A 20,084-nucleotide genomic window follows, 5' to 3' on the forward strand; every position below is an offset into this window, starting at 1 on the left:
AATAGATTCAAAGGGAAAAGGATATGTCGCAATATTTTGAGAAATGGCAACACTTGAGCCGGGAAGAACAGAAAATCCTTGCCGAAGTATGGGGTCTCGTGCAAAACGATGATCAGGAGGTTCACTATGAAATGCTTAAATTGAATGCACCTGATGAAGCCAGCGGTGAATTTTGGTTCAGAATGGCAGAGATACTCAGCACCCTGCCACCCAACCGTTCTCTGGATCTCCGAATGAACGGCGGACGGCTGACGACGGCCGTATCTATCCTATCGGTGATGATTGAGGATAATCCCGATATACCGCAGCTTTGGGCGCAGAAAATTACCGCGCTCAATTATTTGGCACACGGACACAAAGCCCGTGCCGACGGTTTGGCACAACAGCCCGACAAAGCGGCAGAAGCCAACGAGGAGGAATACCTGACCAAAGCCCTGTCGCAAAACCTGTTGTCAACATTGGATGCCGCGCTTGCACGTTTTCCTGAAGATGTGTGGTTTCAGGAAGCTAAGCAAGATGCCCAAAAGCATTTTTTATGAGGATTTGATTGATAAGGATATTTTGTTTTGAGAAATGTCGATTGTCGGCATGAGCGAGGTAAATATCATTTAATTTCAAGATGCTGATATTTATGCTTCCTGTTTCTTCTTGACGGTATCAATAAAGTTAATTACAATTCTGCTTTCCTTAGGAGTAATGGCTGAGAGGCTGAAGGCACTTCCCTGCTAAGGAAGCATGTGGGGTCAACCTGCATCGAGGGTTCGAATCCCTCTTACTCCGCCACAGAATACAAGCGCCCCGAAACGGGGCGTTATTTTTTGTATAACATACTGAAAATGCATTAATAATCATTGAATTATATTTATTTTGTTTGTGTAATTTTCAGCAACAAATGTAAGCCTGTAAAGACTTTTATCATAAGTCTTATGATAATGTGTGTGGTCATTTTGAATGACAACTTACCATGATGGCTAAAGTTATTATTCCGAATACGGCGGATTGGTTTAAAAATGCAAAGCTAAAAGACGGGCTTTATCGGTTTTCAGATGGGATGACTTTATTTAAGGTATTTAGATATGTGGATTGCAATTGTAAAACAATGAGATATATTTTTTGTGAAAGTGTTTGATTATGGTTATCAGCCATATTTTTGCACAAAATATGACTTATGCCAAAAACTCTAATTATAAAGAACTAGATTATTGAAATCATATGTTAGAATTCCCCAACCGTTTGGATAAAGCGGCAATCTAAAGATAAAACTCAAGAAAGATACAATATGAACAAACTACTGATTACTTTAATGATGGCGGCAGGTTTGGCAGCTTGTTCGCAAGAAAGCAAACAAGAGGCGCAAGAGGCGGCTTCAGCCGTTGCTTCTGAAGTTCAGGCCGAGGCATCTTCGGTTCAGGCTGCCGCACAGGAGGCTGCTCCGTCTGCAGAAGCGGCTTCAACTGAAGCCAAACCTGAGGAGAAGGCGGAAGCCCCCGCGGCGGAAGCTAAACCGGAAGCAAAAGCAGAAGCTTCCGTTGCTGTCGATGGTCAGAAAATATTTGAGGCCAGCTGTAAAATGTGTCATGGCGGTACCATTCCCGGGGCACCTGTAGTGGGTAAAAAAGACGATTGGGCACCACGTATCGCAAAAGGTAAGGAAACCTTGCACAAACACGCGCTCGAAGGTTTTAATGCGATGCCTGCCAAGGGCGGCAATGCCGGTTTGAGTGATGATGAAGTGAAGGCTGCAGTCGATTACATGGCTAATCAGTCTGGCGCAACATTCTGAATTGTTTACAATATTCACGATATTGTGATCAAGCCTGTTCGGATATTTGATGAAACCGGATTCCATGCAATATATGGAATCCGGTTTTTTCATTCCAAACTGAGCTATTTAAGGGGGCGGCAGTCTATATGCCGGTTACCCATTCAAGACTTTTTTACGGCGGGTCAATCAGCTCAATACCTGTCCCCTTTTGTTGATTGTCCTTATGGTTTGTTTGGTATCGGTTCATAAAAACCGTCAGTTGGAAAACGGCCCGTTTCCGGTAAAAAGGTTACGGCGATATGTTGCACAATCGAAGTGCCATGCCTATTCGCCTATCTGCGCGTCAGGTGTTATACTTAAAAAGATTTATCGATTGTTTGCCGGAGCCTCACCGGTATTGGGAGTGTAAGAGAAATGAGTAGAATCCAACAGACTTTTGCCGTATTGGGTAATAAGAAGGCATTGATACCTTATATTACGGTTGGAGACCCGGACATTGGGGCGACTTTGGCAATAATGCACAGTATGGTGGAAAATGGTGCGGATATTTTAGAGTTGGGTGTGCCTTTTTCTGACCCGATGGCGGATGGTCCGACTATTCAGCGTGCGGCGGAACGGGCGTTGGTAAACGGTGTTTCTCTGCGTGATGTCTTGGATGTTGTCAGAAGGTTTCGTGAAACCGATACTCAAACGCCGGTTGTTTTGATGGGGTATTTGAATCCCATACATAAGATGGGTTATCGGGAGTTTGCTCAGGAAGCCGCAAAGGTGGGGGTGGATGGTGTGTTGACAGTGGATTCCCCCATTGAAACCATCGATTCTTTATATCGCGAGCTGAAAGGCAACGGGGTTGACTGTATTTTCCTGATTGCACCTACAACGACTGAAGGGCGCATTAAGACCATTGCACAATTTGCAGGTGGTTTCGTCTATTATGTATCGCTCAAAGGGGTCACGGGTGCGGCAAGTTTGGATACGGATGAAGTTTCGAGTAGAATAGAGTATTTGCGTCAGTATATTGATATTCCCATCGGTGTCGGTTTCGGTATCAGTAATGCGGAAAGTGCACGCAAAATCGGTCGGGTTGCCGACGCAGTTATTGTTGGCAGCCGGATTGTGAAAGAAATCGAAAACAATACAGGCAACGAGGCTGCCGCCGTCGGTGCTTTGGTGAAAGAGTTGAAGGATGCCGTGCGCTGACGGCGGTTCCTCATCCTGAATATTTTAGGAGTTGTCCATGAGCTGGTTAGATAAAATCCTGCCACCCAAAATCAAGAATCGCGGAAAAGACGGTTCTTCCAATGTTCCCGAGGGTCTATGGCACAAATGCCCGTCTTGTTCGGCAACCGTTTATTCTACCGAGTTGCAGCAGAACAATCAGGTTTGTCCGAAATGCAACCACCACAATCCGTTGTCGGCACGACAACGCCTGAATCTGCTTTTGGATGAGGATGGCAGAGAGGAGGTTGCCGGAAATGTCAAACCGACAGATCCTTTGAAGTTTAAAGACAGCAAAAAATATCCGGATCGTTTGAGTGCGGCACGCAAGCTGACCGGGGAAGATGATGCTTTGGTGGTGATGAAAGGCAAGATGAACGGCCTGCCCGTTGTGGTTGCTGCGTTTGAATTCCGCTTTATCGGCGGTTCGATGGGTTCGGTTGTGGGCGAACGATTCGTACAAGGTATCCGTCGGGCGGTTGCCGACAATTGTCCGTTCGTCTGTGTGGCGGCTTCCGGCGGTGCGCGTATGCAGGAGGGCGTAAACTCATTGATGCAGATGACGAAAACCAGTGCCGCGCTGCACTTGTTGACGGAAAAACGCCTGCCGTTTATATCAGTATTGACCGATCCGACCATGGGCGGCGTATCCGCCAGCTTCGCTTTCCTCGGCGATGTCGTATTGGCCGAACCCAATGCCCTAATCGGTTTTGCGGGACCGCGCGTTATTGAACAGACTGTACGGGAAACCTTGCCGGAAGGCTTCCAGCGTGCCGAGTTTTTACTGGAAAAAGGCGCAATCGACCAGATTGTCGACCGGCGTGAGATTAAGCAGCGAATCAGCAGTTTGATTACGTTGTTGCTCCGTCAGGACAAAGTTGCCGCCGCATGATGCCTGATAATGCGAATGCCGTCTGAAAATTGTTTCAGACGGCATTTTTATATCCGGTTTATTTGGAGTGTTGTTTCATCGATGGCGCATAATGTCCGGCACGTTCTTTCAGGCGTTGTATCAGGCCGCGCGTGTCGGTCGGTATGCCGTCTTCGCAGAATGCCGCATACAGCACGGCGCGTAAGGCGTCGTTTCGGCCGAGTGTACCGCCTATCGGCTTCCATTCGGTATTTCGAGGCTGTATCCAACGGCGGTTGACCGTATCGCCGTATCCGAATACTTTGTAGGAGGAAAGTTTGTCGTTGCCGAAACGGATGGATGAGCGGGCGCAGAATATGCCTTCGGCAGACAGGTTGTCGTAGCCTTTGTCGGAGCGGATATTGAGGATATAGCGGATGCTGGTGTCCGGCGCCGGCATGATTTGCAGGCTGTTGAGCAGGATTTTGGGTTGTTTGCCGTAATCTTCATCCACATAAATATCGAACCACCCCTCCGAGTGCGTATCGGGCAGCGGCGGCAATGCTGCAGTATGTTCTTTAAATTCCCTGGTGGCAGTTTCTTCAGACGTTTCACGGTAGTGTGTATTGAGCAGCGTATTTTTTTGGCTGAAGCCAGCGGCAAGGGACGTGCCGGCAGTCAGGGTCAGAATCAGAAGGATGGCGCGGCGCATAGATTTCTCCAAGTTGAAAACGGCTTTATTTTATGGGTTGATAGGGAGGGCTGCAAGCAAGTGGGGTATAATTCGGCTTTATTTAAACTTTTAACCGGTATCGGAACATGAACAGCGAAACTTTGGACGTTATCGGGCTGAAATGCCCTTTGCCTATTTTGCGGGCTAAAAAGGCTTTGGCGCAAATGCAGCAGGGCGACGTGTTGACCGTTCTGGCAACCGACGGCGGCGCACCGGGGGATTTTGAGGCTTTTTGCCGCCAAACCGGTCATGTGCTGCTGGATGCTTCGGAGCAGGACGGCGTATTCAGGTTGGTCGTCCAACACAAATAAATGCCGTCTGAAATGCAGATAATCCGCCCGATTGTGTTGTTTGTAACTTTTATTTTTGCTGCATGCAGTGCCAAAAATCAACCTTCCGACGAGGATCGACAAAGCTTTGCGCGCATTGCCGTCGATTTATTCCGGAATGCCTGCGTATCGACGCAGGGCGGTTTTAAACCGGTTTCAGCTTTTGCCGATGCCGGTCGTTTTACCCTTGTGGGCAAGGATGAAACGTTACACATGGGGCCGGAGGTTGCAGAGCCCGATGCACGGGCATTGTGGATGCTTGAACAGGATAGCGGTGTCTATTATCTGAGCCTGAGTGACAACAGTTGCAGCGTTAAGGCCAAATATGCTGACGCTGCCGCACTTTTGGAACATTTCTCAGGGCTTGTCCGACATCCGCCGCAAAATAAAAATTTGGAATTAAGGGCAGAACAGTCGGTGCAGGCACCGTTTGAAACCAGGCAAATCAGCTATGCCTGGCGGGAAGCGGGCAGCCCTGAAGAAACCGTATTGACCGCACAAACCGTCGATTCCCCGGATTTACCCGTACAGGCAGTATTGAACCTGACGCACCGTTCCCACAACGGGAAACCCCTAATTCTCCCCTGACTTCAGACGGCATAAAGTCGGCATGCCGTCTGGAAACCAAAAATCTAAAAAGGAACAACCATGCAAACCCTGACCATTATCCGCCCCGACGATATGCACCTGCACCTGCGCGACGGCGACGCGCTCAAAGCCGTTGCACCCTATACCGCCCGTCAGATGGGGCGTGCCGTCATCATGCCCAACCTCAAACCGCCCGTCGTCAGTGTAGCCGATGCGCTTACCTACAAAGCGCGTATTATGGCGGTGTTGCCCGAAGGCAGCGCGTTTGAGCCTTTGATGACGCTTTATTTGACTGATAACGCCACGCCGGAACTTGTACGCGAAGCCAAAGCCGCCGGCATCGTCGCCTTCAAACTTTACCCCGCCGGCGCGACGACCAATTCCGATTCCGGCGTAACCGACCTGTTCAAACTCATTCCTGTGTTGGAAGAAATGGCAAAACAGGACGTCCTGTTCCTCGTTCACGGCGAAGTAACCGACCCCGAAATCGATATTTTCGACCGTGAGGCCGCCTTTATCGAGCGCGTGATGAAACCCGTTTTGGCGCAAGTGCCGAATCTTAAAGTCGTGTTCGAACACATCACCACCGCCGAAGCCGCCCGCCTTGTTTTGGAAGCGGGCGACAACGTTGCCGCCTCCGTGACCCCGCAACACCTCCTGCTCAACCGCAACGACCTCTTGGTCGGCGGCGTGCGCCCCCATCATTTCTGCCTGCCCGTACTCAAACGCGAAACCCACCGTCAGGCATTGGTTGCCGCCGTTACCGGCGAGAAGGCGCATAAATTCTTCCTCGGCACCGACTCCGCGCCGCACGCCAAATCCGCCAAAGAAAACGCCTGCGGCTGCGCCGGTATGTTCAGCGCGATGACCGCCATCGAGCTTTACGCCGAAGTGTTTGAAAAAGCAGGCGCGTTGGACAAACTCGAAGCCTTTGCCTCGAAAAACGGCGCAAGGTTCTACGGCATTCCTGAAAATACCGACACGATCACCCTCGTCAAACAAAGTCAAACCGTTCCCGCAAGTGTTCCCTACGGCGACGGCGAACTTGTCCCGATGCGCGCGGGCGGCGAAATCGGCTGGACGGTGCAGTTTTGAAAAAATTGGAGATATAAAATGAGCTATTTAAATTTAGATGATGATATGTATTTGGTTTATGATTTTAAAAAAGATATGAAAAATAGAAAAAAGAAGGAGCATATTGAAGATACAAGATTACTGTCATTGAATGACGAAAGTATCTTTGGCATCAAAAAAGACAAAGGATTGTTTGCGTCGGATGAATGGTGGGCTAATATTGATTCCGGACAGATTATCACCAGAAGCGTTTCCGGAGTAATATCGTCAATATATGAGGCAGGAATGGAAAGAAGAAACATACCGAATAGTTTTAGTTTTATAGATGGTGAAGGCATCGTAAGGAATGAAAGTATGTATATGATGAATAAATCCGACAGACATTTATTTTGTGAAGGGAAAAAAATTGCTATTTTTTACGCGTATGACGAATTAAAAATATCAAAACAAAGAAAAGGAGACGTAATTGATTTGGAAAACAACTATGTTGAGCAAGTCATTGAAATGGCAATTTCAAAATAATCAGATGACGCCGGTGCCCAAGCCTACCAACTGGCCGATGGCGTCGGCAAAGTGGCCGATGCCGTCAAAAACCAAACCGGCCAACATTGATCGAACGGTCAAGCAAAATGCCGTCTGAAAGGTTTTTCAGACGGCATTTGTGTATTTTCCGATTCGGATTTTCCGGAGTATCAACGGCGTTTGGGCTCGTCAGGGCGGATTTGGGCGGCGAGTTTGTCGAGGATGCCATTGACAAATTTGTGCCCGTCCGTACCGCCGAAGGTTTTGGTTACTTCGATGGCTTCGTTGATGATGACGGGGTAGGGTGTTTCGGGCATGGCGGACAGCTCGTGGCAGGCGGTCAGCAGGACGGCGCGTTCGATGGGGTTGAGGTCTTTTTCATCCCTGTCGAGCAGCGGGCGGATTTGTCGGATGTACTCTGCCGCATTAGTTTGCGTGCCGAAGAAAAGTTTGTTGAACAATTCTTCGTCTGCCTTGGCAAAGTCGGACATTTCGCGGATGTTTTTAGCAATCTCGGGTGCTGCGGTGCGGTTGATAAGGGATTGGTAAACGGCTTGTACGGCAAGCTCGCGTGAACGGCGGCGGGCTGTTTTCATGATTTTTCCTTGAAACGGTTGGGCGGCACGGTATGCCGTCTGAAATGGAAAGGGCGTATTGGTGTACGCCCTGTTTGTTATTCTTCGTCTTCAAACTGTTCTTCGAGCAGGAGGTTGACGAGGTTGGCGCATTCGACGGCGACTTTGGCGGCATCCGAGGCTTTTTCTTCAATCCGTTCGATTGCCTGTGCGTCGTTTTCCGTGGTCAGGACGGCATTGGCAATCGGGATGTTGTAGTCGAGTGCGACGCGGCTGACCCCTGCGCCGGATTCGTTGGAAACCAGCTCGAAATGGTAGGTTTCGCCACGGATGACGACGCCGATGGCAATCAGTGCGTCAAACTTTTCGGAAGAGGCAAGGTTCATCAGCGCGATCGGGATTTCAAGTGCGCCGGGTACGGTGGCGACGGTAATGTTTTCGTCTGCCACGCCCAATTCTTGGAGGGTGCGGCAGCAGACTTTGAGCATTTCGCTGCCGATTTCGTTGGTGAAACGTGCCTGTACGATGCCGATGCGGAGGTGTTTTCCGTCAAGGTTGGGGGCGATGGTGTTCATTGGGGGGTCCTTTGGTATTCGGAGGTTTCGGAATGCCGTCTGAAGGGTCAGTCCTTAGGTTGCCAGTCGGCGACGGTTTGGAATGTGCCGTCTTCGGCAAGCTCCCATGCGCTGCCTTCGGGTTGTGAGAGCAGGGCGTCGATTCCCGGGTTGGTTCTGGTGATTTCGGCAATGCTGAGGATGCTGAAGTTGTCCGGATCGTCGGTGTATTCGTCGGTCTCGTCGCCGCTGAAGAAACGCCAGCCGCTGTCATTTTCGAAAACGGGGGCTTCGCGGTAGAGGAAGCCGACGGGCTGGTTTTGTTTGACTACGGCATGGGTGGCGATACAGCGGTCGAGTGCCGAGGAAAGTGCTTGTGCAAATGCGTTCATGGTGTGAATGCGCCGGGATGAATTGGCAAATTTTACCACGATTCTTGCGTTGTCGGCAGACGGTAGGGGTTTGAATCAAGTTTTCATTTCCTTAACCGGAGTGCGATATACAGGCGGTTTGGTGGTACAATATGCACCGTGTTCAGCCTTAAGGTGTTTCTGTATTTTTGAAGTATGGAAACGCATTCAGGCTGTTTTTTGCGGAAGACGGTAATGAAGAACGATGTTTTGAAACAGCAGGCACATACTGCGATACAGAAAAAGCTGGGCTATGAGTTCCGCGATATTTCGCTTTTGCGGCAGGCTTTGACGCACAGGAGCTGCCATGCGAAACACAATGAACGGTTCGAGTTTGTCGGTGATTCGATTTTGAATTATACGGTGGCGCGGATGCTGTTTGATGCGTTTCCGAAGTTGACGGAGGGCGAGCTGTCGAGGTTGAGGGCAAGCTTGGTCAATGAGGGTGTGTTGGCGGAGATTGCGGTGAAAATGGATATCGGAGAAGGTCTGTATTTGGGAACGGGCGAGTTGAAAAGCGGCGGCTTCAGACGGCCTTCGATACTGGCGGACGCGATGGAGGCGATGTTTGCCGCCGTCAGCTTCGATGCGGATTTCAACACGGCGGAAAAGGTGGTGCGCCATCTTTTCTCGGAGCGTGTCAAACGTGCCGATTTTCAAAATCAGGAGAAAGACGGTAAAACCGCGCTTCAGGAGGCGCTTCAGGCACGCCGCTTTGCCTTGCCCAAATACCGTATCGAAGAGCAAATCGGCCATGCCAACGACAGTATGTTTGTGATTTCCTGCGATTTGGGCGAACTGGGTTTCGTATGCCGTGCCAAAGGGACGAGCCGTAAGGCGGCGGAGCAGTCGGCGGCGAAAGAGGCGCTGCAGTGGCTGGAAGAAAAGCTGCCGCTGAAGAAGAAAAAGAAATGAGGCGGCGTGTGTGAATATGCCGTCTGCAACGTGGACATGAAAGCAAATATGGATATTGAAACCTTCCTTGCAGGGGAACGTGCCGCCGACGGATACCGTTGCGGCTTCGTAGCGATTGTCGGTCGTCCGAATGTCGGCAAATCAACGCTGATGAATCATCTGATCGGTCAGAAAATCAGTATTACCAGCAAAAAGGCGCAGACGACGCGCAACCGTGTAACGGGGATTTATACCGACGATACCGCGCAGTTCGTGTTTGTCGATACGCCCGGTTTTCAAACCGACCACCGCAACGCGCTCAACGACAGGCTGAATCAAAATGTTACCGAGGCACTCGGCGGTGTGGATGCCGTGGTTTTCGTCGTGGAGGCGATGCGCTTTACCGATGCCGACCGTGTCGTGTTGAAACAACTGCCCAAGCACACGCCGGTTATTTTAGTGGTCAACAAAATCGACAAGGATAAGGCGAAAGACCGTTACGCGTTGGAGGCGTTTGTTGCCCAGGTGCGCGCCGAATTTGAATTTGCGGCGGCGGAGGCAGTCAGTGCGAAACACGGTTTGCGGATTGCCAACCTGTTGGAGCTGATTAAGCCGTATCTGCCCGAAAGCGTGCCGATGTATCCCGAAGACATGGTTACGGACAAATCGGCGCGTTTTTTAGCGATGGAAATCGTGCGTGAAAAATTGTTCCGCTATTTGGGCGAGGAATTGCCTTATGCGATGAATGTCGAGGTGGAGCAGTTTGAGGAGGAAGATGGTTTAAACCGTATTTATATTGCCGTTTTGGTCGACAAAGAAAGCCAAAAGGCGATTTTGATCGGCAAAGGCGGAGAACGTTTGAAGAAGATTTCCACCGAGGCGCGGTTGGATATGGAAAAACTGTTTGATACCAAAGTATTTTTGAAGGTATGGGTCAAAGTCAAATCCGGTTGGGCGGACGACATCCGCTTCCTGCGGGAACTGGGTTTGTAAACCCTTAAAGGACAACCTGATTCGCCGGCGGTTTTAAACCCTGTCGGAGCTGGGCAAAAATGCCGTCTGAACGTGTTTCAGACGGCATTTTGTTTGATGGAGATATTTCGGCGGCGGTTTGCCCGTATGTTGTCATTTGGCGGTCTTTCTGCCGGGTTTTATCCGATTTTACTGCTGTAACGGTGACGAAAGGCGGAACCGGGGGATTTATCGTCAATAAGGCGGCAGTGGTGGGTGGTTTGGAGCAGTATCGGTATCCGTAGGTATTTTGAATGCCGGCTGTTTTCTGAAGAATCTCCGGACGTTTGATAGGTGTCATCATATGTTCGGGGATTTTTCATTGCTATCACTACGTTCAATGATTTAAATCAAAAAATAATCATAAATAATTATCCATATATGTCATCATAATTATGATATACTAATTATAAATAACTATATTGTTATTTAAGAATGGGCTTGAAGTTGTTTTTAAACTATAAACAGGAGAATGAACCGATGAAACTGAAACCATCAGCAAAACCGTTTGTTGCAGTAATGTTCTTGATGACGGCGAATGCTTATGCCGCCGATACCGTTCCCACGGGAACCATGCATAAAAATGGTTCGGTCGCATTGGGCAAGGACTCGAAGGCGGGGGAAAATGCCTCCGCGTTGGGAGATAAGGCGGCTGCAGCGGGTTATAAGTCTGTGGCAGCGGGGTATGATTCAAACGCTTCGGGTTTAAGCGCGTCTGCTTTCGGCAGCGAGGCTAAGGCGGAAGCATTGCGGGCGGTTGCCGTCGGCTTTAGGGCGAATGCGAAAGGAACCAATGATATTGCCGTTGGCGGCGCATCAAAGGCTTCCGGCGGACAGTCGGTGGCGGTCGGGTTGATGTCGCAGGCAACAGGATTGCGTTCTGTCGCAGTGGGTGAAAGTGCTAAGGCTGCCGATATTGATGCAGTTGCATTCGGACGAGGCAGTGAAGCCAATGCGCTCAGTTCCACTGCGGTCGGTGATAGGGCGAAAGCCAACGGTACGCAGGCAGTCGCGTTGGCATCTGCTGCAGAGGCAAACGGTTATCAAGCGGTAGCGGTCGGTACGCGCGCGGTTGCCGAAGAAATCAACAGCGTGGCATTGGGTGTGGAGTCTTCCTCTACCGCGCTCAACGGCTTGGCTGCCGGTACGCGCGCACGGGTGCGGAAGTCCGGCGGAACGGCTTTGGGGGCAGGTGCTGCCGCATTTGAGGAAAAATCTGCCGCTTTGGGTTATAAGGCGGAGGCGCATCAGCAAAACTCCGTTGCACTTGGTACGGACAGTATCGCCGATACTGCCGCAGGTGTTGCCGGTTATGATTTTGCAACAGGAAGTATATCTGCTGAAACCGGTAAGGCATGGGTATCGACTTTGGGGGCGGTATCGGTCGGCAGTGAGAAACACAGCCGTCAGATAACAAATGTTGCGGCCGGAACAGCGGATACCGATGCGGTTAATGTCGCGCAGGTCAAAAAAATTGCTGCTCAGACGGAAATCGGCATGGGTAAACTCAAAGAGCGCGCCGATTCAGGTTCTGCCGCTGCAATTGCGGTCGGCAGCCTCGGACAGGCATACCTGCCGGGACAAGGTGCGGTTTCGCTTGCAAGCGGCATATGGCGGGGTAAAACCGGTTACGCTTTGGGGTTCTCAAAAGTATCTGCCGGAGGCAAGTGGTTGTTTAAAGGCTCGGCAGTCGGAGCGACAAAAGGCGGTGCAGGCGGCGGTGCGAGCGTTACCTATTTCTGGTAACAGCCTTCTTGTCCTGTAATCAGTCCGGTTCGGCAGTACGGTATCCATACCGTCTGCCGGATTCTAACAATTTGACGGCGGCAAACCGGTTCGGACGGTTTGCCGCCGTGCTGTATCAACCGGGGTTTACGGATATGGCTTGTTACATTTTTCCGATTGATTCGGTAAGAAGGGGATATCGAATGGTTTTGGGTACGATATTTTCCTGCTTATAGTTAATTTATTAATATTTATTTATTAAAAAATATAGTTTTAAATTGGATGAGTATTAATATTTATTGGATTTAAAAAGAATATTCTGAGAGATTTTAAGTCTTTTATAGTTGCATAACCGTCAAAAGCCAGTTAGCATGAACAGGCTATCAGCATAATTTATTGAAGAGGAGTAACAATATGAAAAAATCAGTATTGGCAGTTTGTTTGGCTGCCCTGCCTGTGGCTGCCGTTGCCGACGTAACGCTGTATGGTCAGGTTAAAAGCGGTATTACCGGCGGTCAGGTAAAAATTAAAGGTGCGCAGGGTACGGAAAAAAGTGCGACTTCCGTATCGATTCACGACAACGGTTCACGTATCGGCTTTAAGGGCAGCGAGAATCTCGGCGACGGCTTGAAGGCTGTTTGGCAGGTCGAACAGAAAACCGCTATCAGCGGGGAGAGTCAGAAATTTGCCACCCGTGATTCGTTTATCGGTTTGGAGGGCGGATTCGGTAAGGTTCGTGCCGGACATTTAAGCAGTGTGTTGAATGAGATGGATACCATCGATACATGGCTGTATAAAAACAATGCGGCAGGTTTGGGGATATTTACCCGTACCGGCGAACGCAAGGTCGCCGTCCGTTACGACAGCCCGTCGTTTAGCGGTTTCAAGGTAACGGCCAGCTATTCGCCGCGCGATAATTTTGATGCCGAAGACAAATACAAACATGAAAAACCGTCTAAAGAGCGTTATACCGTCGGGGCAAGCTATTCAAATGCCGGTTTTACGACCAATGTCGCTTACGGACACTATAAGGGCGCGTACAGTCAAAACGGGGCATCCAAGCCGGCTCAGATTGCCAAGGTTGAAAGCTATTACAACGGCAACAATCTGTTTGTCGGAGCGGGTGTGCAGTATGCCAAGGGATTTGAAACTGCCAATAAATATTTGAGCTATTTTACGGATGGGTTCAATACCTATAAAGGTACGGACATCACTAAGGATGCGGAAAAGAATGAAGCCGTAAAAGTGGTCGATGCTGCGGTAACTTTAGGTTACAAAATGGGTAACGTTGTTCCGCGCGTTTCTTATGCACACGGCTGGGCGGCAAAAGGTGTGGGCACGGGTGCGACTTATGTCGACAAGTTTGACCAGATTGTCGTGGGCGGTGATTACAATTTCAGCAAACGCACCGGTTTGCGCGCGCAAGTTGCTCATTTGCGTGTCGGAGGAAATACGCGCTTTGCTGAAAATCAAAAAGGTAAGGTCGAACGGACTGCCGCAACTTTGGGCATGATTCACAAATTTTGATTTCTTCTGAAATTATTGCTTCAAATGCCGTCTGAACTTGGTTTCAGACGGCATTTTTTTGACAGTAAAATAATTGATATTATATTCATATATTAATATAATAATACTTATTATCAACCCATAAGTGAAGTAGAGATGTGTAAACTGAATTATTACGGTATTGCCTTGCTGCCGTTGATGCTGGCATCCTGCGGCGGTAATTTCGGCGTGCAGCCTGTTGCCAAGTCAACGCCGACCGTACAAACCCCGTCAGATTCCAAACCTTCCAAGCCTGAGGATATTCCTGCTCCGGCTCCTGCCAAACCTTCTATAGAAATCACGCCGGTCAACCAGCCCGCCGTCGGTGCGGCAATGCGGCTGCCAAGGCGGAATATGGCTTTCTATAAACAAGACGGTACGGAAATTCCCGGCAAGCATCAGGCGGAGGATTATTTGCCGCTTAAAGAGGAGGATATCCTGTTTTTAGACGGTACGCCGCAAGAACAGGCCGACAAACTTAAAAAGAAAATCGACGAACGGTATCCTAATGTAACAATCTACACGTCCGATTCAAAAGATGATGCGTATCAATATAAATATGTCCGGGCCGGATATGTTTATACTAAAGAAGGAAAAGACGAAATCAAACAGACCCCAGGCGGTAAGCGGTTTACCCACCGGTTTGGTTATGACGGTTTTGTATATTATTCCGGAGAACATCCTTCCCAATCTTTACCGAGTGCGGGAACGGTGAAATATTCCGGTAACTGGCAATATATGACCGATGCCAAACGTCATCGGACAGGTCACGCGGTTGCCAGTGAGGATTTAGGTTATATCACATATTATGGTAACGATATTGGTGCAACTTCTTATGCGGCTAGGGATGCCGACGACAGGGAAAAACATCCTGCCGAATATACGGTAGATTTCGGTAACAAAACCCTGACGGGCAACCTTATTAAAAACCAATATGTCAAACCCCACGAGAAAAAAAAGCCGCTGACCATTTACAACATTACTGCAAAATTGGACGGCAACCGCTTTACCGGCAGTGCCAAGGTCAATCCTGATTTAGCGAAAAACCCTGCCGGTAAGGAGCGTTTGTTTTTCCATGCCGATGCCGATCAGCGGCTTGAGGGCGGTTTTTTCGGCGATAACGGAGAAGAGCTTGCCGGACGGTTTATCAGCAACGACAACAGCGTATTCGGCGTATTCGCAGGCAAACAAAATAGCTCCGTGCCGTCTGAAGCACATACCAAAATCTTGGATTCGCTGAAGATTGCCGCCGACGAAGCTGCCGATCCTAAGGCACGTCCGTTTATTGCCGAGCCTATGCCCGACTTTGCCCATCCTGACAAACTCCTTGTCGAAGGACGTGAAATCTCCTTGGTCAAAGATACTCAAACTATCGTTCTTGCCGACGGCAGGAAAACGACAATCCGAGCCTGCTGCGATTTTCTGACCTATGTAAAAATCGGACGGATGCAAACCGACCGTCCTGTTGTCAAACCGACTGCAACAGAGGATGAAGATTCCGATCATGAAGGCGCGGAACCTGATGATGAAAATGAAGGTTTAGAGCCTGAAGACGGTGAAGACGGTTTGGAAAATGATACCGATGACAGTAATGCTTCTTCCGAGTTGCCGGCAGAGAAAGATAACGGGGAAGCAAATACAGTAGGAAAAAATGAAGGAAACAACGCGGAAAGCGTAGGTACGGATGGAAAACCACCTGTCCAACCCGCTTCTTCATACAGGAATATCGACCTTTTCATAAAAGGTATCCGCACTTCCGAGGCAGACATCCCCAAAATTGGGAATGTCCACTATAGAGGTTCATGGGAAGCCCGTATCGGCGCGCCGATCCAATGGGATAACCATGCGGATAAAGCGGCAAAAGCCGAATTCGACGTTAACTTTGCCGACAAGTCCCTTTCCGGCACCCTGACGGAGAAAAATGGCGTAGAACCTGCCTTCTATATTGAAAAAGGTACTATTGAGCACAACGGTTTCCGTGCAGTGGCACGTACCCGTGATACAGGTATCGACCTGCTTGGCAGGGGTGCGACATCCTCCAAACCGTTTAAAGCCGAGAACCTTCATGTAACGGGGGGCTTTTACGGTCCTCATGCATCGGAATTGGGCGGCAGCTTTGCCGAACCTCAACAAAAAATCGGTGTAGTATTTGGCGCGAAGAAAGATGACAAGGAGGCAACACGATGAACAGAAGGCATACATTCCCGCTTACCCTGACTGCCTTGGCTGTTGCCGCCGCCTTCCCGTCATATGCGGCAAACCCTGAAACGGCGGCGCATGATGCCGCGCAGACCCAATCCCTGAAAGAGGTTACCGTCCGTGCCACCAAAGTGGGACGGCGGACAAAAGAAGTAACCGGTTTGGGCAAAATCGTCAAAACGTCGGAAACTTTGAACAAAGAACAGGTACTCGGTATCCGAGATCTGACGCGCTACGATCCGGGCGTGGCCGTCGTCGAACAGGGTAACGGCGCGAGCGGCGGTTATTCGATACGGGGCGTGGATAAAAACCGTGTGGCGGTTTCAGTCGACGGTGTTGCCCAAATACAGGCGTTTACCGTGCAGGGTGCATTGAGCGGATACGGCGGACGCGGCGGCAGCGGTGCAATCAACGAAATCGAATATGAAAACATCGGTACGGTGGAAATCGACAAAGGTGCCGGTTCTTCCGATCACGGCAGCGGTGCGCTCGGCGGAGCAGTCTCCCTCCGCACCAAAGAGGCGGCAGACCTGATTTCAGACGGCAAAAGTTGGGGGATACAGGCAAAAACCGCCTACGGCAGTAAAAACCGCCAATTTATGAAGTCGCTCGGTGCAGGTTTCAGTAAGGACGGTTGGGAAGGGCTTCTGATACGGACCGAGCGTCAGGCACGGGAAACGAGCCCGCACAACGATATTTCAGAGGCGTTTGAATACGGTATAGACCGTTTGGATGCGTTCCGCCAAACATACAATATCCAAAATCCGGATAAGGAGGGGGAATATTTCCTGACGGAAGATGACGGCAGTACGCCCAAGCCTGTGGCAAAAGTGGCGGGCAATATGAATTATTTAAACAACCAGCTCAACCGCTGGGTGGGGGAACGCCGTTCAAATAACAAACCTTTAAGCAGCGAAGAGGAGGCAATGGTCCGTGAGGCGCAGCCGCGCCATGAAAACCTGTCCGCCCAGGCTTACACGGGAGGCGGCAGGATATTGCCCGATCCGATGGATTACCGCAGCGGCTCTTGGCTTGCCAAGTTGGGTTACCGTTTTGGCGGCCGCCATTATTTAGGCGGCGTGTTTGAGGATACCAAACAGCGTTACGACATCCGCGATATGACGGAAAGGCAGTATTACGGCACCGACGAAGCAGGAAAATTTGGCGGCAGGAGCGGTGTGTATGCGGGAAGCGATTTCCGCGACGGGCTTTATCTCATACCGAATGCGGAGCCGTGGAAAGGTGATGCCGGTTTGGTCAAAGGCATAGGGCTGAAATATTCCCGCACGAAATTTATAGACGAGCATCACCGCCGCCAACGCACGGGTTTGCTGTACCGTTATGAAAACGAAGCGTATTCTGACAATTGGGCGGACAAGGCGGTTTTGTCGTTTGACAAACAGAGCGTGGATATCGACAACAATACCCTGCTTCTGCATTGCGCCGTATATCCTTCCGTGGACAAAGCCTGCCGCGCTTCGGCGGCCAATCCGTATTCGTATGACCGCAGCGACCGTTTCCATTATCGAGAACAGCATAATGTCTTGAATGCCTCGTTTGAAAAATCCCTGAAAAATGAGGTGATGAAGCATCATCTGACGTTCGGTTTCGGTTACGATGCGTCCAAAGCGGTATCCCGTCCGGAGCAGTTGTCCCACAATGCGGCAATGATTTCAGAACATACCGGTAAGGAATCAGGTAATTACGGCATATACCGTTTGGGCAGTCCGGTAGTGGTTGAAGGATCGGTCTGCGATTACATTGAGACACTGCGTTCCCGCAAATGCCAGCCGAGGACGATTAAAGGCAGCAATGTCCATATTGCTTTGAACGATCGTTTTTCAATCGGCAAATATTTTGATTTCAGCTTGGGCGGCAGGTACGACCGGCAAAACTTTACCACGTCGGAAGAACTCGTCCGCAGCGGACGATATACCAACCGTTCGTGGAACGGGGGCATCGTGTTCAAACCGAGCCGCCACCTTTCCTTGTCTTACCGCGCCTCCAGCGGTTTCAGGACGCCTTCCTTCCAAGAGCTTTTCGGTATAGACATTTATCACGATTATCCGAAAGGCTGGCAGCGTCCCGCCCTGAAATCGGAAAAGGCAGCCAACCGGGAAATCGGTTTGCAGTGGAAGGGCGACTTCGGCTTTTTGGAAATCAGCAGTTTCCGCAACCGTTACGCCGATTTGATTGCCGTTGCCGACCAGTATGTCGAAATGGGTAACGGAACCAAAATAGCGGTGCGCGATTATCACAATGCCCAAAATATGTCGCTCCAAGGCATCAACATCTTGGGGAAAATCGACTGGAACGGCGTGTACGGCAAACTGCCCGAAGGTCTGTACACCACATTGGCGTACAACCGCATCAAACCGAAATCCGTATCTAACCGGCCGGACCTGTCCCTCCGCAGCTATGCTTTGGATGCGGTACAGCCTGCACGTTATGTTTTGGGATTGGGGTACGACAGGCCCGATGGAAAATGGGGGGCAAACATTATGCTGACCTATTCCAAAGGGAAAAATCCTGATGAACTTGCTTATCTGGCAGGCGATCAAAAACGATATTCGGCAGGAAGGGTTACGTCTTCTTGGAAAACGGCAGATGTTTCCGCTTATCTGAATCTGAAAAAACGGCTGACCTTGAGGGCGGGTATCTACAATATCGGCAATTACCGCTACGTTACTTGGGAATCGTTGCGCCAGACTGCGGAAAGCACGGCAAACCGACGCGGCGACGACAGCAACTATGGAAGGTATGCCGCACCGGGCAGAAACTTCAGCCTCGCGCTTGAAATGAAGTTTTAAAGAAAAATGCCGTCTGAACTTTCAGACGGCATTTTTTTTTGGGGTTATGCGGATACCCGGTTGGCCTCCCTGATAAAGGCGGCGACTTTGTCGCCATCTTTTTTTCCTTTCGATGCTTCCACGCCGCCGGATACGTCGACCGATTCCGCTCCGGTGATGCGGACGGCTTCGCCGACGTTTTCAGGGGTCAGTCCGCCGGCAAGCACCCACGGTTTGCCCGAATATTCCGCCAGCAGCGTCCAGTCGAAGCAGTGACCCGTGCCGCCGTATTCCGAAGGGTGGTAGGCATCGAACAGAAGTGCCTGAGCGTTGGGAAAGCGGTGTGTGGCGTTTTGGATGTCTGATGCCGTCTGAACACGAATGGCTTTAATATAGGGGCGGTCGAACTGCCGGCAGAATGCGTCGTCTTCGTCGCCGTGGAATTGGATTAAGTGTATCGGTACTTCGGCAAGGATGCGGCGGATGTTTTGCGCACTTTCATTGACGAAAAGGGCGACAACGCTGACAAACGGCGGCAGTGCGGCGGTGATTTTTTGTGCTTTAATGATGTCGATAGCACGGGGGCTTTGGGGGTAAAAAACCAGTCCCAATGCGTCTGCGCCGGCGTGGGCGGCATACAGTGCGTCTTCCGGTGTGGTGATGCCGCAGATTTTGGTGCGGATTTTTCTCATGCGGTATTCCTTTATTTGGGAAACGGCGCGCTTGTACCGTTTCAGACGGCATTCCCGATCAGTCGATTTTGATGTATTCGACAGAAAGGATTTCAATTTCCTCACGGCCTTCCGGCGTGTTTAAAACCACTTCGTCGCCTTCGCGTGCTTTAATCAGACAACGAGCCAGCGGCGAAATCCAAGAAATTTTGTTTTGCGCGGTATCGATTTCATCGACGCCGACGATTTTGACGGTTTGCTCGCGCCCGTCGCCGCGCAACAGGCCAACGGTCGCGCTGAAAAATACTTGGTCGGTCGCTTCGCGCAATTCGGGATCAACGACTACGGCAGCTTCCAAACGTTTGGTCAGGAAACGGATGCGGCGGTCGATTTCGCGCATACGGCGTTTGCCGTAAAGATAGTCGCCGTTTTCGCTGCGGTCGCCGTTGCCTGCCGCCCAGTTGACGATTTGGACGATTTCGGGGCGTTCTTTATTGACCAGCTGATACAGCTCGTCTTTCAATGCCTGCCAGCCGGCGGGCGTAATGTAGTTTTTGGTTTCGGTACTCATATCGTGTGCGGATGAAACGGGAAATGAGATTCTTACATGGAAAATGCCGTCTGAAAACCTG

At 50.3% G+C, this 20,084-nt stretch carries 21 protein-coding genes and 1 tRNA gene; 16 read left to right on the plus strand and 6 right to left on the minus strand.

Features of this window, described 5'->3' with window-relative positions:
- Positions 1-23 precede the first annotated feature (23 nt).
- The 5 genes from DQM57_RS01610 to accD all read left to right on the plus strand — a co-directional run bounded on the left by DQM57_RS01610 (position 24) and on the right by accD (position 3,875).
- The gene (locus DQM57_RS01610) at positions 24-539 is read left to right on the plus strand and encodes a 3-deoxy-manno-octulosonate cytidylyltransferase (RefSeq protein WP_111726480.1); all 516 of its coding nucleotides are present in this window, start codon (positions 24-26) and stop codon (positions 537-539) included.
- Positions 540-690: 151 nt separating this feature from the next.
- Positions 691-783 (plus strand) — tRNA-Ser (locus DQM57_RS01615).
- Between the two features lie 496 nt (positions 784-1,279).
- Positions 1,280-1,783 (plus strand): c-type cytochrome, encoded by a 504-nt coding sequence (locus DQM57_RS01620; protein WP_111726481.1) that lies wholly within the window; start codon positions 1,280-1,282, stop codon positions 1,781-1,783.
- Between the two features lie 396 nt (positions 1,784-2,179).
- Complete coding sequence (trpA, locus tag DQM57_RS01625; protein WP_108043274.1) at positions 2,180-2,965, plus strand: tryptophan synthase subunit alpha; 786 nt, start codon at positions 2,180-2,182, stop codon at positions 2,963-2,965.
- Between the two features lie 37 nt (positions 2,966-3,002).
- Complete coding sequence (accD, locus tag DQM57_RS01630) at positions 3,003-3,875, plus strand: acetyl-CoA carboxylase, carboxyltransferase subunit beta (RefSeq protein WP_111726483.1); 873 nt, start codon at positions 3,003-3,005, stop codon at positions 3,873-3,875.
- A gap of 58 nt (positions 3,876-3,933) precedes the next feature.
- Here the strand turns inward: accD and DQM57_RS01635 are convergent, their stop codons facing one another.
- Positions 3,934-4,545: a CNP1-like family protein gene (locus DQM57_RS01635; protein ID WP_111726485.1), complete on the minus strand. Its 612-nt coding sequence runs from the start codon at positions 4,543-4,545 to the stop codon at positions 3,934-3,936.
- A gap of 107 nt (positions 4,546-4,652) precedes the next feature.
- Between DQM57_RS01635 and DQM57_RS01640 the strand changes: the two genes are divergently transcribed.
- Genes DQM57_RS01640 through DQM57_RS01655 form a run of 4 tightly spaced genes read left to right on the plus strand, consistent with a single transcriptional unit; the run spans position 4,653 to position 7,079 of the window.
- Positions 4,653-4,877, plus strand: a complete 225-nt coding sequence (locus DQM57_RS01640; protein WP_003675596.1) for a sulfurtransferase TusA family protein — start codon at positions 4,653-4,655, stop codon at positions 4,875-4,877.
- On the plus strand, positions 4,878-5,483 hold the full coding sequence (locus tag DQM57_RS01645; RefSeq protein ID WP_111726487.1) for an NMCC_0638 family (lipo)protein: 606 nt from the start codon (positions 4,878-4,880) through the stop codon (positions 5,481-5,483).
- A 60-nt stretch (positions 5,484-5,543) separates the two neighbouring features.
- A complete protein-coding gene (gene pyrC, locus DQM57_RS01650) occupies positions 5,544-6,578 on the plus strand; it encodes a dihydroorotase (RefSeq protein ID WP_111726489.1) in 1,035 nt (344 codons plus the stop codon).
- 18 nt (positions 6,579-6,596) lie between these two features.
- Positions 6,597-7,079 carry an immunity protein RhsI2 family protein gene (locus DQM57_RS01655; protein ID WP_013449309.1) on the plus strand — a complete coding sequence of 161 codons (483 nt, stop codon included), beginning with the start codon at positions 6,597-6,599 and terminating at the stop codon, positions 7,077-7,079.
- 170 nt (positions 7,080-7,249) lie between these two features.
- Here DQM57_RS01655 and nusB read toward each other — a convergent pair whose 3' ends face one another.
- From nusB to DQM57_RS01670, 3 genes are all read right to left on the minus strand, one after another.
- Complete coding sequence (gene nusB / locus DQM57_RS01660; RefSeq protein WP_002214168.1) at positions 7,250-7,675, minus strand: transcription antitermination factor NusB; 426 nt, start codon at positions 7,673-7,675, stop codon at positions 7,250-7,252.
- Between the two features lie 77 nt (positions 7,676-7,752).
- Complete coding sequence (gene ribH, locus DQM57_RS01665) at positions 7,753-8,229, minus strand: 6,7-dimethyl-8-ribityllumazine synthase (RefSeq protein WP_002214167.1); 477 nt, start codon at positions 8,227-8,229, stop codon at positions 7,753-7,755.
- Positions 8,230-8,276: 47 nt separating this feature from the next.
- Positions 8,277-8,600: a DUF2185 domain-containing protein gene (locus tag DQM57_RS01670; RefSeq protein WP_003675589.1), complete on the minus strand. Its 324-nt coding sequence runs from the start codon at positions 8,598-8,600 to the stop codon at positions 8,277-8,279.
- Between the two features lie 213 nt (positions 8,601-8,813).
- Here DQM57_RS01670 and rnc point away from each other — a divergent pair, with 213 nt between their 5' ends.
- From rnc to DQM57_RS01710, 7 genes are all read left to right on the plus strand, one after another.
- Complete coding sequence (rnc, locus tag DQM57_RS01680) at positions 8,814-9,533, plus strand: ribonuclease III (RefSeq protein ID WP_111726491.1); 720 nt, start codon at positions 8,814-8,816, stop codon at positions 9,531-9,533.
- A 48-nt stretch (positions 9,534-9,581) separates the two neighbouring features.
- Complete coding sequence (gene era / locus DQM57_RS01685) at positions 9,582-10,505, plus strand: GTPase Era (protein ID WP_025457366.1); 924 nt, start codon at positions 9,582-9,584, stop codon at positions 10,503-10,505.
- 59 nt (positions 10,506-10,564) lie between these two features.
- Complete coding sequence (locus tag DQM57_RS09510) at positions 10,565-10,768, plus strand: hypothetical protein (RefSeq protein WP_145960421.1); 204 nt, start codon at positions 10,565-10,567, stop codon at positions 10,766-10,768.
- A gap of 235 nt (positions 10,769-11,003) precedes the next feature.
- A complete protein-coding gene (locus tag DQM57_RS01695; RefSeq protein ID WP_111726495.1) occupies positions 11,004-12,269 on the plus strand; it encodes a YadA-like family protein in 1,266 nt (421 codons plus the stop codon).
- A 393-nt stretch (positions 12,270-12,662) separates the two neighbouring features.
- A complete protein-coding gene (locus DQM57_RS01700) occupies positions 12,663-13,775 on the plus strand; it encodes a porin (RefSeq protein ID WP_107996854.1) in 1,113 nt (370 codons plus the stop codon).
- Between the two features lie 135 nt (positions 13,776-13,910).
- Positions 13,911-15,980, plus strand: a complete 2,070-nt coding sequence (locus DQM57_RS01705; protein ID WP_111726497.1) for a transferrin-binding protein-like solute binding protein — start codon at positions 13,911-13,913, stop codon at positions 15,978-15,980.
- Positions 15,977-18,802 carry a lactoferrin/transferrin family TonB-dependent receptor gene (locus DQM57_RS01710; protein WP_111726499.1) on the plus strand — a complete coding sequence of 942 codons (2,826 nt, stop codon included), beginning with the start codon at positions 15,977-15,979 and terminating at the stop codon, positions 18,800-18,802. The genes DQM57_RS01705 and DQM57_RS01710 overlap by 4 nt, the downstream gene beginning before the upstream one ends.
- 44 nt (positions 18,803-18,846) lie before the next feature.
- Here DQM57_RS01710 and DQM57_RS01715 read toward each other — a convergent pair whose 3' ends face one another.
- Positions 18,847-19,473: a phosphoribosylanthranilate isomerase gene (locus DQM57_RS01715; protein ID WP_111726501.1), complete on the minus strand. Its 627-nt coding sequence runs from the start codon at positions 19,471-19,473 to the stop codon at positions 18,847-18,849.
- Between the two features lie 58 nt (positions 19,474-19,531).
- Entirely contained in the window at positions 19,532-20,023 is a 492-nt protein-coding gene (gene greB / locus DQM57_RS01720; RefSeq protein WP_003675566.1) for a transcription elongation factor GreB, read from the minus strand.
- Between the last annotated feature and the right edge of the window lie 61 nt (positions 20,024-20,084).

It is taken from the genome of Neisseria cinerea, assembly GCF_900475315.1.
In the GTDB taxonomy this organism is placed as follows: domain Bacteria; phylum Pseudomonadota; class Gammaproteobacteria; order Burkholderiales; family Neisseriaceae; genus Neisseria; species Neisseria cinerea.

Coding starts and splice junctions, on each gene's coding strand:
- accD (WP_111726483.1), top strand. CDS start 3,003: ATGAGCTGGTTAGATAAAATCCTGCCACCCAAAATCAAGAATCGCGGA.
- greB (WP_003675566.1), bottom strand. CDS start 20,023: ATGAGTACCGAAACCAAAAACTACATTACGCCCGCCGGCTGGCAGGCA.
- nusB (WP_002214168.1), bottom strand. CDS start 7,675: ATGAAAACAGCCCGCCGCCGTTCACGCGAGCTTGCCGTACAAGCCGTT.
- DQM57_RS01705 (WP_111726497.1), top strand. CDS start 13,911: ATGTGTAAACTGAATTATTACGGTATTGCCTTGCTGCCGTTGATGCTG.
- DQM57_RS01715 (WP_111726501.1), bottom strand. CDS start 19,473: ATGAGAAAAATCCGCACCAAAATCTGCGGCATCACCACACCGGAAGAC.
- era (WP_025457366.1), top strand. CDS start 9,582: ATGGATATTGAAACCTTCCTTGCAGGGGAACGTGCCGCCGACGGATAC.
- ribH (WP_002214167.1), bottom strand. CDS start 8,229: ATGAACACCATCGCCCCCAACCTTGACGGAAAACACCTCCGCATCGGC.
- rnc (WP_111726491.1), top strand. CDS start 8,814: ATGAAGAACGATGTTTTGAAACAGCAGGCACATACTGCGATACAGAAA.
- DQM57_RS01700 (WP_107996854.1), top strand. CDS start 12,663: ATGAAAAAATCAGTATTGGCAGTTTGTTTGGCTGCCCTGCCTGTGGCT.
- DQM57_RS09510 (WP_145960421.1), top strand. CDS start 10,565: ATGCCGTCTGAACGTGTTTCAGACGGCATTTTGTTTGATGGAGATATT.
- DQM57_RS01635 (WP_111726485.1), bottom strand. CDS start 4,545: ATGCGCCGCGCCATCCTTCTGATTCTGACCCTGACTGCCGGCACGTCC.
- DQM57_RS01655 (WP_013449309.1), top strand. CDS start 6,597: ATGAGCTATTTAAATTTAGATGATGATATGTATTTGGTTTATGATTTT.
- trpA (WP_108043274.1), top strand. CDS start 2,180: ATGAGTAGAATCCAACAGACTTTTGCCGTATTGGGTAATAAGAAGGCA.
- DQM57_RS01710 (WP_111726499.1), top strand. CDS start 15,977: ATGAACAGAAGGCATACATTCCCGCTTACCCTGACTGCCTTGGCTGTT.
- pyrC (WP_111726489.1), top strand. CDS start 5,544: ATGCAAACCCTGACCATTATCCGCCCCGACGATATGCACCTGCACCTG.
- DQM57_RS01620 (WP_111726481.1), top strand. CDS start 1,280: ATGAACAAACTACTGATTACTTTAATGATGGCGGCAGGTTTGGCAGCT.
- DQM57_RS01645 (WP_111726487.1), top strand. CDS start 4,878: ATGCCGTCTGAAATGCAGATAATCCGCCCGATTGTGTTGTTTGTAACT.
- DQM57_RS01640 (WP_003675596.1), top strand. CDS start 4,653: ATGAACAGCGAAACTTTGGACGTTATCGGGCTGAAATGCCCTTTGCCT.
- DQM57_RS01670 (WP_003675589.1), bottom strand. CDS start 8,600: ATGAACGCATTTGCACAAGCACTTTCCTCGGCACTCGACCGCTGTATC.
- DQM57_RS01695 (WP_111726495.1), top strand. CDS start 11,004: ATGAAACTGAAACCATCAGCAAAACCGTTTGTTGCAGTAATGTTCTTG.
- DQM57_RS01610 (WP_111726480.1), top strand. CDS start 24: ATGTCGCAATATTTTGAGAAATGGCAACACTTGAGCCGGGAAGAACAG.